Annotated in this window: 11 protein-coding genes; all 11 read left to right on the top strand. The window is 64.0% G+C overall.

Annotated elements, in window-relative coordinates; genetic code table 11:
• Nucleotides 1–181 precede the first annotated feature (181 nt).
• The 11 genes from NKI41_RS03650 (at nt 182) to NKI41_RS03600 (ending at nt 13,718) form a co-directional block, all read left to right on the top strand.
• Entirely contained in the window at nt 182–781 is a 600-nt protein-coding gene (locus tag NKI41_RS03650) for an ANTAR domain-containing response regulator (protein WP_023676288.1), read from the top strand.
• A gap of 2 nt (nt 782–783) precedes the next feature.
• A complete protein-coding gene (locus NKI41_RS03645) occupies nt 784–2,022 on the top strand; it encodes a CmpA/NrtA family ABC transporter substrate-binding protein (RefSeq protein WP_352681461.1) in 1,239 nt (412 codons plus the stop codon).
• A gap of 359 nt (nt 2,023–2,381) precedes the next feature.
• Complete coding sequence (locus tag NKI41_RS03640) at nt 2,382–3,698, top strand: CmpA/NrtA family ABC transporter substrate-binding protein (RefSeq protein ID WP_352681459.1); 1,317 nt, start codon at nt 2,382–2,384, stop codon at nt 3,696–3,698.
• 74 nt (nt 3,699–3,772) lie between these two features.
• A complete protein-coding gene (gene ntrB, locus NKI41_RS03635) occupies nt 3,773–4,669 on the top strand; it encodes a nitrate ABC transporter permease (RefSeq protein WP_352681457.1) in 897 nt (298 codons plus the stop codon).
• Between the two features lie 11 nt (nt 4,670–4,680).
• The gene (locus NKI41_RS03630) at nt 4,681–5,478 is read left to right on the top strand and encodes an ABC transporter ATP-binding protein (protein ID WP_352681456.1); all 798 of its coding nucleotides are present in this window, start codon (nt 4,681–4,683) and stop codon (nt 5,476–5,478) included.
• Between the two features lie 391 nt (nt 5,479–5,869).
• Nucleotides 5,870–6,067, top strand: a complete 198-nt coding sequence (locus tag NKI41_RS03625) for a twin-arginine translocation signal domain-containing protein (protein ID WP_352469909.1) — start codon at nt 5,870–5,872, stop codon at nt 6,065–6,067.
• A 58-nt stretch (nt 6,068–6,125) separates the two neighbouring features.
• A complete protein-coding gene (locus NKI41_RS03620; RefSeq protein ID WP_352448438.1) occupies nt 6,126–7,427 on the top strand; it encodes an MFS transporter in 1,302 nt (433 codons plus the stop codon).
• Nucleotides 7,428–7,446: 19 nt separating this feature from the next.
• Entirely contained in the window at nt 7,447–9,897 is a 2,451-nt protein-coding gene (nirB, locus tag NKI41_RS03615; protein WP_023676296.1) for a nitrite reductase large subunit NirB, read from the top strand.
• A 66-nt stretch (nt 9,898–9,963) separates the two neighbouring features.
• Entirely contained in the window at nt 9,964–10,293 is a 330-nt protein-coding gene (gene nirD / locus NKI41_RS03610; RefSeq protein WP_023676297.1) for a nitrite reductase small subunit NirD, read from the top strand.
• A 3-nt stretch (nt 10,294–10,296) separates the two neighbouring features.
• Nucleotides 10,297–13,128 carry a nitrate reductase gene (locus NKI41_RS03605; protein ID WP_352681454.1) on the top strand — a complete coding sequence of 944 codons (2,832 nt, stop codon included), beginning with the start codon at nt 10,297–10,299 and terminating at the stop codon, nt 13,126–13,128.
• Between the two features lie 104 nt (nt 13,129–13,232).
• The gene (locus NKI41_RS03600; RefSeq protein ID WP_352681451.1) at nt 13,233–13,718 is read left to right on the top strand and encodes a hypothetical protein; all 486 of its coding nucleotides are present in this window, start codon (nt 13,233–13,235) and stop codon (nt 13,716–13,718) included.

The raw sequence follows: 13,718 nt of genomic DNA, 5'->3' as shown, positions 1-13,718 counted from the left end.
CGCGATCACCGTGCGCCGACAGACCTGCAGGCAGCCGATCAGGCGGGTGCGGCGCCCGCGGCGTCAACTTCGTGGCGCCGGCCGTCGTCCAATTCCTCAGGCGGCGCCTGGACGCCGGCTTTGTTTCCGTGAATCTCGCCATGCCGCATTGCACAATCGTCTCGCCTGCGCAAAATGCGGCATGATCCGCAAATCCCTCACTGTTCTGGTGATCGATGAAAACCACATCCGCGCTTCGATAATCGAAGCGGGATTGCGGGAGGCCGGGCATCAGCAGGTCACGGTCATCCACGACGTCGCCGGCATCGCGCGGCGGATCGCCGAGATCGAACCCGACGTGATCGTCATCGATCTCGAAAATCCCAACCGCGACATGCTCGAAAACATGTTCCAGCTTTCGCGCGTGGTGAAGCGGCCGATCGCCATGTTCGTCGACCGCTCGGATCAGGCTTCGATCGAAGCTGCGGTGGAAGCGGGGGTATCGGCCTATGTCGTCGACGGCCTGCGCCAGGAGCGGGTCAAGCCGATCCTCGACATGGCGATCAGCCGCTTCAACGCCTTCTCGCGCATGGCGCGCGAACTGGAAGAAGCCCGCAGCGAGTTGGAGAGCCGCAAGGTGATCGATCGCGCCAAGGGCATCCTGATGAAATCGCGCGGCCTGTCGGAGGACGCGGCCTACACGCTGCTGCGCAAGACAGCCATGAACCAGAACCGCAAGATCGCCGAAATCGCGCAGAGCCTGGTGACGGCGGCAGGGCTTCTGGATCCCGAGGAGAGTTGAGAATGGCGGCCGAGCACCGGATCAATGCTGGCTTCATGCCGCTCTTCGACAGCGCCATCCTTGTCGCGGCGAAGGAAATCGGCTTTGCTTTGCGCGAAGGCATCGACCTCACCCTCAACCGGGAAACGTCCTGGGCCAACATCCGCGACCGCATCGCCATCGGCCACTTCGATCTGGCGCACATGCTGGGGCCGATGCCGATCGCCTGCAATCTGGGGCTGACGCCGCTCGCCTCCGACACGGTCGTGCCGTTCTCGCTCGGCCTCGGCGGCAATTGCGTGACGGTTTCAAACGCGGTCTGGGCCGGCATGGCCGCGCACGGCGCCCAACCCGATCTCGATCCGGCGCGGGCCGGCAAGGCATTGCGAGCGCTGATTCGCGAACGGGCGAATGGCGGCGGCGATCCGCTGCGCTTCGCCGTCGTCCATCCGCATTCCGGGCACAATTACGAATTGCGCTACTGGCTCGCCGCCTGCGGCATCGACCCGTCGCGTGAAATCGAGATCGTCATCGTGCCGCCCCCCTTCATGGCCGACGCGCTCGCCGCCGGCAGGATCGACGGCTACTGCGTCGGCGAACCTTGGAACAGTGCCGCGGTCGTCGCCGGCACCGGCCGCATCGCCACGGTCAAGGCGGCCATCTGGAAGACCAGCCCGGAGAAAGTCGTTGGCGTGCGCAAGGCATGGGCGGAAAGAGAGCCGGACGCGCTTTCAGCCCTGCTGCGTGCGCTTCATCACGCGGCGCGCTGGTGCCAGGATCCGGCAAACCGTGACGAACTCGCGGCCCTGATGGCGCAGCCGGCCTTCCTCGGGCTTGCGCCGGCGCTGCAGATGCCGATTCTCAGCGGGCATCTGGCGCTCGGCGGCGGCGCCGAACTCACCGTCGGTGACTTCTTTCTGCCCTTCAACAAGGCGGCGAACTTCCCGTGGAAGAGCCATGCGCTGTGGTTCTACACGCAGATGGTGCGCTGGGGGCATGTCCCGCACACGCCGGAAAACCTCGCTATTGCCCGCGACTGCTACCGCCCCGATCTCTACCGCTCGGCGTTGAAGCCGCTTGGCGTGGCGCTTCCCGGTGCCAATGCCAAGGTCGAGGGCGCGCTGAAGGCCGCGACTCCGGTCGGTTCGGCGGGGGCAAGCCTGGTGCTCGGTCCCGATGGCTTCTTCGATGGCCAGATATTCGATCCCGACGAGATCGACGCCTACATTGCCGGCCAGAAATTGGCGCGCGCTGAGGCCTGATCATTTCTCCGGCATTCTTGTGCGCTGCACAAAAAATGTGCGTGCAACTGCGCTAATGAACAATCCTTGGCTTGCTCGCCCAGCGGCCCGGCGCGCCGAAGATTGTGGCATGCCGTTGATCTCATTGATGTTTGTCACCCATTCCGAAACTGGCACGGTTCCTGCTTTGTAATAGGCAGACTCTTCTCGGGTCACGGAATAGGCGTCCAATGGCGGGCGCTACAGGCAAAGCTGCCGCTCAGGTCAACACGCGATCCCGGATGGACGGACGCGCGCGGCCTGGCCGGCGGCTTTTTTTGTTTTGGTCGAACACGCAATCGACGGCGCCGATCCCAAGCCGCGCCCAACCGGAGATGACGATGACGAAAAGCACCAATAGCCATTCCGCCCAAACGGCGATCAGCCGCCGGGATTTCCTGAGGATCAGCGCGGCCACCGCGGCAACGCTGGCCGCGGCGCGTGCGCTGCTGCCCTCCGGCGCCTATGCGGCGCCCGCCGCGCCGGAAGTCACCGGCGCCAAGCTCGGCTTCATCGCATTGACTGATGCAGCACCGTTGATGATCGCCAAGGAGAAAGGCCTGTTCGAGAAATTCGGCATGCCCGATGTCGAGGTGCTCAAGCAGGCCTCCTGGGGGGCGACGCGCGATAATCTGGTGCTCGGCGGCGAAGCCAACGGCATTGACGGCGCCCATATCCTGACGCCGATGCCTTATCTGATGCACACCGGCAAGGTGACGCAAAACAAGCAGCCACTGCCGATGGCGATCGTGGCGCGGCTCAACTACGACTGCCAGGGCATTTCCGTCGCCCAGGAATATGCCGGCACCGGCGTCGGCCTCGACGCCTCCAAGCTGAAGGACGCCTTCGCTGCGAAAAAGGCCGCAGGCAAGGAGGTGAAGGCCGCCATGACCTTCCCGGGCGGCACGCACGATCTTTGGCTGCGCTACTGGCTGGCTGCCGGCGGCATCGATCCCGACAAGGACGTCTCGACCATCGTCGTGCCGCCGCCGCAGATGGTCGCCAACATGAAGGTCGGCAACATGGACGTGTTCTGTGTCGGCGAGCCGTGGAACGAGCAACTCGTCCACCAGAGCGTCGGCTTCACCGCCGCCACCACCGGCGAACTGTGGAAGGGCCATCCGGAAAAGGCGCTCGGCCTGCGCGCCGCCTTTATCGACAAGTACCCGAACGCCACCAAGGCGATCCTGATGGCCGTCATGGAAGCCCAGCAATGGTGCGAGGCAAAAGAAAACAAGGACGAGATGGCCGCCATCATCGGCAAGCGGCAGTGGATGAACGTGCCGACTGCCGACATCATCGGCCGCCTCAAGGGCGACATCAACTACGGCAATGGCCGCGTCGCCAACGGCACCGACCTCTATATGAAGTTCTGGAAGGGCGGCGTGTCCTATCCCTTCAAGAGCCACGACAGCTGGTTCCTCGCCGAAAATATCCGCTGGGGCAAGTTCGCGCCGACCACCGACATCAAAGCACTGGTCGGCCAAGTAAACCGTGAGGATCTGTGGCGCGAGGCGGCCAAGGATCTTGGTGTCGCCGCGGCCGATATTCCGGCGTCTACGTCGCGAGGCACTGAAACCTTCTTCGACGGCAAGATATTCGATCCGGAGAACCCGTCGGCCTATCTCGACAGCCTGAAAATCAAGGTGTCGGCCTGAGCCTGACAGGGGATGCGCGGCAGGCGGTGGCAGCGCCGCCTGCCTTGCACCTGCCGCCAAGGAGTTTTTCGAGAATGTCTATCCAAGCCATCGAGGACCGCAAGGTGAAGCCGTTCCCCGCACCGGCCAAGCCCGCCGAGGTCATCGCCTTGACCGCCAGGGCGCGGCGCCGCTTCGACCCGGCCGCGGTCGCCGCCAAGCTGGCCAGCACGCTGGTGCCGCCGGTCATCGTCATCACCATTATGCTCGTCGTCTGGCAGGTCGCCTGTTCGTCGCCCACGGCCAGCCTGCCACCGCCGAGCCAAGTGTGGAACGAGGCCTATGACCTGATCGCCCACCCGTTCTTCGACAATGGCCCGCAGGACATCGGACTCGCCTGGCGGGTGCTGATGTCGCTGCAGCGCGTCGCCATGGGCTTCGGCCTGGCAGCAATCGTCGGCGTCGCGCTCGGCGCGCTGGTCGGCCAGTCGATCTGGGCGATGCGCGGTCTCGATCCGGTCTTCCAGATCCTGCGCACGGTGCCGCCGCTCGCGTGGCTGCCGCTGTCGCTGGCGGCGTTCCGCGATTCCAGCCCGTCGGCGATCTTCGTCATCTTCATCACCTCGATCTGGCCCATCATCATCAACACCGCGGTCGGTGTCCGCAACATCCCCGAGGACTACCGCAACGTCGCCCGTATCCTCCGGCTCAACCAGTTCGAGTTCTTTGTGAAGATCATGGTGCCGGCGGCCGCGCCCTACATCTTCACCGGCTTGCGGATCGGCATCGGCCTGTCCTGGCTCGCCATCGTCGCCGCCGAAATGCTGACCGGCGGCGTCGGCATCGGCTTCTTCATCTGGGACGCGTGGAACTCGTCGCGCCTGCCCGACATCATTGTCGCGCTCGCCTATATCGGCATCACCGGCTTTTGCCTCGACCGCCTGGTCGCGGCGGTCGGCGTCTTCGTCACCCGCGGCACAACGGCAAAGTGAGGAGAGGGACGATGACGGCCTATCTGAAACTCGACCACATCAACAAATCCTTCGCCCGCGGCAGCCAGGTCAGCGACGTGCTGAAGGACATCCGGCTGACTATCGACAAGGGCGAATTCGTCTCGATCATCGGCCATTCCGGCTGCGGCAAGTCGACCTTGCTCAACCTGATCGCCGGCCTGACCAAGGTCTCGGCCGGCGCCGTCCTGCTCGAAGACAAGGAGGTCGACAGCCCCGGCCCGGAACGCGCCGTGGTGTTCCAGAACCACAGCCTGCTGCCATGGCTCACCGTCTACGAAAACATCAACCTTGCGGTATCCAAGGTCTTCGGCGGCAAAAAGAGCCGGGCCGAACGGCATGAATGGATCATGCGCAATCTCGATCTCGTGCAGATGGCGCATGCCAAGGACAAACGTCCGGCCGAGATTTCGGGCGGCATGAAGCAGCGCGTCGGCATCGCCCGGGCGCTGGCCATGGAGCCGAAGATCCTGCTGCTCGACGAGCCCTTCGGCGCGCTCGACGCGCTGACCCGCGCGCATCTTCAGGACGCGGTGATGGATATCCATTCGAGGCTCGGCTCGACGACGATCATGATAACTCACGATGTCGACGAGGCGGTGCTGCTGTCCGACCGCATCGTGATGATGACCAACGGGCCGGCGGCCACCATCGGCGAGGTTCTTCCCGTGCCGCTGGCCCGGCCGCGTCGGCGCATTGAGCTTTCCTCCGACCGCACCTTCCTGCGCTGCCGCGAGGCGGTGCTGAAATTCCTCTACGAACGCCACCGCTTCGTCGAAGCGGCGGAGTAAGGCCATAATTGGAAACTCGTCATCATCATTGGCAAATCTGCATCGGCAATGGGCAATCTACCGCATTGCACAAATATTATGCTGCTGTGCAAGGCATTTTGACTAATCTTTGATCCGCTGCCGAGCTTGGTCAAAAGTCGCGCGGCTGCGGTTCATATTGATTTCATTCTATAATTAAGAGCGCTGTCGAATTGGCACGCTTCCTGCTTTCCAAAATGTAGGGTCCGCAAGGGCCAAGTGACACGGCGTCCAATGGCGGGCGCCACAGGCAAAGCTGCCGCTCAGGTCCACACGCGCTCCCGAAATCCCGGACGCGAAGACCTGGCCGGCGGCTTTTTTGTTTTGACGCAATCGACACGCTGGTCCCAAGCGGCGCCAACCGGAGACGACGATGACGAAACGGATCGGAACTGGCGCGTCCCTCGCGGACTTCACGCGCCGCGATTTTCTGGCCGCCAGCGCGCTGACGGCGGCGCTGTTCACCGCCGCGCTCCTCCTCTTTCCCGCCGGCGCCAAGACTGACGGCAAGGGTCTTGAAGTGACCGCGCAAAGGTCGGTTTCAACCAGTTCGCCGATGCTGCGCCGCTGACAGTCGCGAACGAACAGACAAGGGCGGTGCCTCCCACGCCGCAAACCGGAGCCAGAAAATGACCGCAAATCTCCCAGCCGCGCCCAGCCAGGACAGCGCTCCCCGGCAGGCGCTTGCCATGTCCACCATCGCCTTCACCGTCTGCTTCGCGGTGTGGACGATCTTTTCAATCATCGGCGTGCGCATAAAGCAGGAGTTGGGGCTGAACGAGACGGAGTTCGGCCTGCTCGTCGGCACGCCGATCCTCACCGGCTCGCTCGTGCGTATGGTGCTCGGTGTCTGGACCGACCGTTTTGGCGGACGGCTGGTATACACCGCGACCATGCTTGCGGCGGCGGTCGCGACCTTTCTGCTCGCTTTTGCGCACACCTACGGGCAGATGCTGGTCGCCGCATTAGGCGTTGGGCTCGCCGGCGGTTCCTTCGCCGTCGGTGTCGCCTATGTCTCGCGCTTCTTCCCGGCCGGCAAGCAGGGTACGGCGCTTGGCATTTTCGGTGTCGGCAATGTCGGCGCCGCGGTCACCAAGTTCCTGGCACCGTTCGTGCTTCTTTCCTGGGGCTGGCAGTCGGTCGCGCTGATCTGGGCGGCAGCACTAGTCGTCATGGCCGCCGTCTTCTGGTTCACGACTGGCGACGATCCGGTCATCCGCGAGCGCCGCGCCGGCAAGGCAGCGCCCAAGAGAAGCTTCTTGCAGGAATTCGCGCCGCTCAAGAACCTGCAGGTCTGGCGCTTCGCCTTCTATTATTTCTTCGCCTTCGGTGCATTCGTGGCGCTCTCGCTGTGGCTGCCCCGCTACCTGATCGGCGTCTACGGCTTCGGGCTTGCGACCGCCGGCATGATTGGCGCGGCCTATTCAATTCCGGCAAGTATTTTCCGCGCCTATGGCGGCGTGCTTTCCGACCGGATCGGCGCCCGCACCGTGCTCTACTGCACCTTCGCTGTCAGTGCCGTCGCGACTCTCGTTCTGTCTCTCCCCTCGGCAGACTACGTCGTGCGCGGTATCAGCGGGCCGATCGCCTTCCATTTCGAGATCGGCCCGCTTGCCTTCATAGCCGTTGCCTGTGTGCTCGGCTTCTTCATGAGCCTTGGCAAGGCCGCCGTCTACAAGCACATCCCGGCTTACTATCCGCAGAGTGTCGGCGCGGTCGGCGGCGTTGTCGGCATGATTGGCGGGCTCGGCGGCTTTATCCTGCCAATCGCCTTCGGCGTGCTCAACGACCTCACCGGCGTCTGGTCGAGCTGCTTCATGCTGCTCTTCGTCATTGTCGCCACCTGTTTTGCCTGGATGCATTTTTCCATCCGGCGGATGGAGCGCACGGCGTCTGACGAAGCTTCAGGCCTTTCCTACGCGGCTGAGTGAGAGCGGAGTGGATCAGGACATGACCGAGAAACTCGTCATCATCGGCAACGGCATGGCCCCCGGGCGCATGCTGGAGCATCTCCTGGAAAAGGCGCCTGGGCGCTACCAGGTCACCATCTTCAACGCCGAGCCGCGCGTGAACTACGACCGCATCATGCTGTCGCCGGTTCTGTCGGGAGAAAAGGCCTATGAGGAGATCATCATCCATGGCGACGGTTGGTACATCAAGCACGGCATCACCCTCTACAAGGGCCACAAGATCGTCGCCATCGACCGGCAGGCAAAGACCGTCACCTCCGATCATGGCGTGACCGAGCCCTACGACAAGCTCGTCATCGCCACCGGCTCGGTGCCGTTTATCATTCCGGTGCCAGGCCATGACCTGCCGGGCGTGCTCACCTATCGCGATCTCGACGACGTCCGGGCGATGATGCTTGCCGCCCAGTCGCGGGCCAAGGCTGTCGTCATCGGCGGCGGCCTGCTCGGCCTGGAAGCGGCTGCGGGTCTGAACGCGCAGGGCATGGACGTCACCGTGCTGCACGTCATGCCGACGCTGATGGAGCGTCAGCTCGATCCGGCCGCCGGATATCTCCTGCAGCGCGCCGTCGAGCAGCGCGGCATCAAGGTCATCACCAAGGCCAACACCCAGGCGATCACCGGCAACGGCAAGGTCGAGCGGGTGGAGCTTGCCGACGGCACAGTCATTCCCGCAACGCTCGTCGTCATGGCGGTGGGCATCAGGCCGAATGCGGCGCTGGCGAAGGAAGCCGGCATTGCGGTCAATCGCGGCATCGTCGTCGACGCCGGCATGCGCAGCAACGATCCCGATATCTACGCAATCGGCGAATGCGCCGAGGTCAACGGCCAGGTCTACGGGCTGGTCGCGCCGCTCTACGAGATGGCGCGCGTCGCCGCCAGCCATCTGGCCGGCAATGAGGCGGCGGCTTTCGTCCACATGGACACGCCGACTAAGCTCAAGGTCACCGGCATCGAGCTGTTCTCTCTCGGCGACTTCGCCGAGGGCGATGACCGCCAGGAGATCGTGCTGCGCGATGCCGCGGCCGGCGTCTACAAGCGCCTGGTACTCAAGGACGACCGCATCATCGGCACCGTGCTCTATGGCGAGACGGCGGACGGCGCCTGGTTCAACGACCTCAAGAAGAAGCAGACCGACATATCCGAGATGCGCGATACGCTCATCTTCGGCCAGTCCTACCAGGGAGGCGCCCCCCTGGACCCTATGGCGGCCGTTGCAGCCTTGCCGGATGATGCGGAAATCTGCGGTTGCAACGGCGTATGCAAGGGAAAGATCACCGGCGCGATCACGGCCAGGGGCTTGACCTCGCTCGACGATGTGCGCGCCCACACCAAGGCGTCGGCCTCCTGCGGCTCCTGCACCGGGCTGGTCGAAAAGCTGATGGTGCTGACCATCGGCGACAAATACAACCCAGCGGCGGTCCAGCCGATGTGCAGCTGCACCGCGCTTGGCCATGACGAGGTCCGCCGGCTGATCAAGGCCAAGGGCCTGAAGACCATTCCCGCCGTCATGCAGGAACTGGAGTGGAAGACCTCCTGCGGCTGCGCCAAATGCCGGCCGGCGCTCAACTATTATCTCGTCTGCGACTGGCCCGACGAATACGCCGACGATTACCAGTCGCGCTTCATCAACGAGCGCGTCCACGCCAACATCCAAAAGGACGGCACCTATTCGGTAGTGCCGCGCATGTGGGGCGGCGTCACCAACGCGGCCGAATTGCGCGCCATCGCCGACGTCGTCGACAAGTTCGAGATCCCGATGGTCAAGGTCACCGGCGGCCAGCGCATCGACATGCTCGGCATCCGCAAGGAAGACCTGCCGGCGGTATGGGCCGATCTCGGCCAGGCTGGCTTCGTCTCCGGCCACGCCTATGCCAAAGGACTGCGCACGGTGAAGACCTGTGTCGGTTCGGACTGGTGCCGCTTCGGCACGCAGGATTCGACCGGCTTGGGCATCCGTATCGAAAAATTCATGTGGGGCTCGTGGACCCCGGCCAAGGTCAAGATGGCGGTGTCGGGCTGTCCGCGAAACTGTGCCGAGGCGACCTGCAAGGATGTCGGCGTGATCTGCGTCGATAGCGGCTACGAGATCCATTTCGCCGGCGCCGCCGGTCTCGACATCAAGGGCACCGAAGTGCTCGGCCTGGTCAAGACCGAGGACGAGGCGCTGGAGCATATCGTGGCGTTAACGCAGATGTATCGCGAGCAGGGCCGCTATCTCGAGCGTATCTACAAATGGGCCAAGCGCGTCGGCATAGCTGAGATCAAGCGTCAGATCATGGACGATGGCGAGAAGCGCAAAGCCTATTTCGACCGCTTCGTCTTTTCGCAGAAATTCGCCCAGGTCGACCCATGGTCGGAACGTGCTTCCGGCAAGGACAAGCATGAATTCCGGCCGATGGCTTCGGTCGGCTTTGCCCAGGCGGCGGAGTAGGCGCGTGTTCCCGAAAAGTGGAATGCGGTTTTCGGACAAGAACACGCGCAAAAGAGGAATGGCCACATGAATTGGGTATCGATCGGCACGCTCTCGGACATTCCGCGTCGCGGCGCGCGCTGCGTCGCCACGCCGGAAGGAAAGATCGCCGTCTTTCGCACGGCCGACGATCAGGTCTTTGCCATCGACGACCATTGCCCGCACAAAGGTGGGCCGCTCAGCCAGGGCATCGTCCATGGCACGGCGGTGACCTGTCCCTTGCACAATTGGGTGATCTCGCTGGAGACAGGCAAGGCGCTCGGCGCGGACGAGGGCGCGGTGCGCACCATTGCGGTGCGGATCGACGGCGAGCGGCTGTTCATTGCGCTGGAAGCGCTGGCCAGCCGCGCGGCGTGAACCATGCAGATTGATGAAGCGCGCGAGGTGAGGACCACCTGCCCCTATTGCGGGGTGGGTTGCGGCGTGCTGGCGAAGGTCGCCGCGGACGGTGAAAAAACCGTTCGCGGCGACCCGGACCACCCGGCGAATTTCGGCCGGCTCTGCTCCAAAGGCTCGGCGCTGGCTGAGACCATCGACCTCGACGGCAGGTTGCTATACCCGGAGATCCACGGTCGCCGCACCGACTGGGACGAAGCGCTCGACCTTGTCGCTTCGACCTTCTCGCAAACCATTGCCGAACACGGCCCTGGTTCGGTCGCCTTTTATGTTTCCGGCCAGTTGCTGACCGAAGACTATTACGTCGCCAACAAGCTGATGAAAGGCTTTATCGGCTCGGCCAATATCGACACCAATTCGCGCCTGTGCATGGCCTCGTCGGTCGCCGGCCACCGCCGCGCCTTTGGCTCGGACACCGTTCCGGGAAATTACGAGGATCTGGAACTTGCCGACCTGATCGTGCTGGTCGGCTCCAATCTCGCCTGGTGCCATCCGGTACTCTACCAGCGCATAGCCGCCGCCCGGGAAAAGCGGCCCGAGATGAAGGTGGTGCTGATCGACCCTCGCCGCACCATGACCTCAGATATCGCCGACATGCATCTGGCGATCGCGCCCGATGGCGACGTCGCTTTGTTCACCGGGCTGCTCGCCTATCTCGGCCAGCACAACGCGCTGGACCGCACCTATATCACGTCGCACACGACCGGCTTCGGGCAAGCGCTTTTCGCCGCCTCGGCGCTCGATCTTGCCGGCATCGCGGCTGCCACGGGTCTCAGTGAGGACGAACTGGCCCGCTTCTACAGCCTGTTCGCCGCGACGGCGAAGACGGTGACCGTCTACAGCCAAGGCGTGAACCAGTCGTCTTCGGGCACCGACAAGGTCAACGCCATCATCAACTGCCATCTGGCCACCGGCCGCATAGGCCAGCCCGGCGCCGGGCCGTTCTCGGTGACCGGCCAGCCCAACGCCATGGGCGGCCGTGAGGTCGGCGGCATGGCCAACATGCTGGCCGCCCACATGGAGATCGAAAACCCCGAGCACCGCGAACGCGTGCAGCGCTTCTGGAATGCCCCAACCGTCGCCGAAAAACCCGGCCTGAAAGCGGTCGAGATGTTCCAAGCGGTGGCCGACGGACGCATCAAGGCGCTGTGGATCATGGCCACCAACCCCGTCGATTCGATGCCGGACGCCGATGCCGTCGAGGCGGCGATCAAGGCCTGCCCGTTTGTCGTGGTGTCGGACGTGCTGGCCAAGACCGACACGGTCCGCCACGCCCATGTCCGGCTGCCGGCCACCGCATGGGGCGAAAAGGATGGCACCGTCACCAATTCGGAGCGCCGCATCTCGCGCCAGCGAGCCTTTTTGGCCACGCCCGGTGAGGCAAGAGCCGACTGGTGGATCATCGCTGAAGTCGCCAAGCGGATGGGCTTCGGCGAGGCTTTTTCGCATGTGTCGCCGGCCAACATCTTCGCCGAGCATGCCGCGCTGTCGACATTCGAGAATGACGGGGCACGCGATTTCGACATCGGCGCCTACGCCGGGATCGATGCAGGGACGTATGAGGAGTTGGCGCCATTCCAATGGCCAGCGCCGAGCCAGGGCACCCCCCTCTGGCCTGCCGGCCATCTCCCTCTCAAGGGGGGAGATTGGATGTCGCCACCGGTTTCGCCAATCGTTGCCATTGCTGAAAAGGTGGTGCCGGCAAAACTGCCAATCTCCCCCCTTGAAGGGGAGATGGCCGGCAGGCCAGAGGGGCGCGCGCGGCGCCAGCCGGAGGACAAAAGCACCCGCTTCTTCGCCAACGGCAATTTCTACACACCCGACGGCAAGGCACGCTTCATTGCCATCCGCCCAGCCGCACAAACCCGCACCAGCCCGGACTTCCCGCTGGTGCTCAACACCGGGCGCGTGCGCGACCATTGGCACACCATGACGCGGACCGGCAAGAGCCCGCGCTTGTCGCAGCACATGGCCGAACCGTTCGTCGAAATCCACCCGTCGGATGCGCAGCACTTCGGCATCGGCGATGCCGAGATCGTCCGCGTCTCGACTGCCCATGGCGAGGTGCTGGTCCGCGCCCTGGTGACGGTGCGCCAACGCCAAGGCTCTGTATTCGTTCCGATGCACTGGACCGATCAGTTCTCCGGCCGCGCGCGCGTCGATGCACTGGTCGCGCCGACGACCGATGCGATTTCAGGCCAACCGGCCTCGAAGAATGTTGCCGTCCGCATCGAGCGGTTCGCCGCCACAGCCTTCGGCTTCGCCGTGCTTGCCGAACGGCCCGCATCGATCGACGCCGATTACTGGAGCCTCGCCCGCGGCCCCGCCGGCTGGCGGCTTGAAATTGCGCTGCAGGACAGCCGCGACTGGACCGGGTTTGCCGCCGCGCTATTAGGCATGGAAGGCGAGACGCTCGCCTATCACGACATCGCTGGCGGGCACCATCGCTTCGCCCGTTTCGCAGGCAATAGGCTGGTCGGCGCGCTCTATCTTGCGCCTACCCCGGTGGCGGTGTCGCGCGGCTGGGCGGTCGAACAACTTGGCGCTGACCATGCCAATCGGCAGGCGCGGCTGGCGATTGTCGCCGGGCGGCCGGGCGGCAACAGCGTCGACCGCGGTGCCATCGTCTGCGCCTGTTTCGGGGTTGGTGCCAACCAAATCGCGGAAGCGGTACGCGGCGGCTGTACCAGCGTCGCGGCAATCGGCGCCGTCCTTCACGCCGGCACCAATTGCGGCTCTTGCCGCGCCGAGATCAAGACCATTATCGACGGGCGGCGTCTGCAAGCTGCGGAGTGAATGCGCCGAGAAACTCTGCCGTGCCGCCGCATGATGCTTACTAGCAATTTACAAACCATGGGCTACCAACGTTCTGACTTCGATTCGCTCGGAACGGGAGCCTCATGAGCAAAGCCCTGACCTCATTCGCGCTTGCCGCCGCGCTGGCGGCCTTGCTGATGGCGCTCTGCCTGATGGTGGCCAGGCATGGCTATCCCTATGGCGCGATCGGTGCCAAGCGCTTGAGCGACATCGCCGATGCGGGGACGTTCATTCCGCTCGCGGCGATCTATTTTTTCAGCGCACTGCTGATGATGGTTCTGCCGATCAGGCTTGCTGGCATCGTCCTGACACATGCCGCCGATGCGATCTTCTGGACGGTCATCTTGTTGTTTGCGGTCATCGTTGGATGTCTCGCCGCGAGATTTGCTTTCGGTCAGCGCGATGTGCTCCCGGCACTGCTGAACTGGCGGTTCCTGTTTGTCGCAGCCGTCGTCGGAGGCCATCTCTTCATCAACGAGCTGCGCCGGAACATCCTATTGCGAAGCCTGTTCTTCGTCGTCTTCGCCGCAGCGACACTGGCCTGCCTGTTTTGGTCCTTCACCGTCTGA

Origin of the sequence: Mesorhizobium sp. M0601, from assembly GCF_040320845.1 — a bacterium.
In the GTDB taxonomy this organism is placed as follows: domain Bacteria; phylum Pseudomonadota; class Alphaproteobacteria; order Rhizobiales; family Rhizobiaceae; genus Mesorhizobium.
The sequence above is the reverse complement of the archived record's forward strand: the minus strand, read 5'-3'. Positions and strand labels throughout refer to the sequence as shown.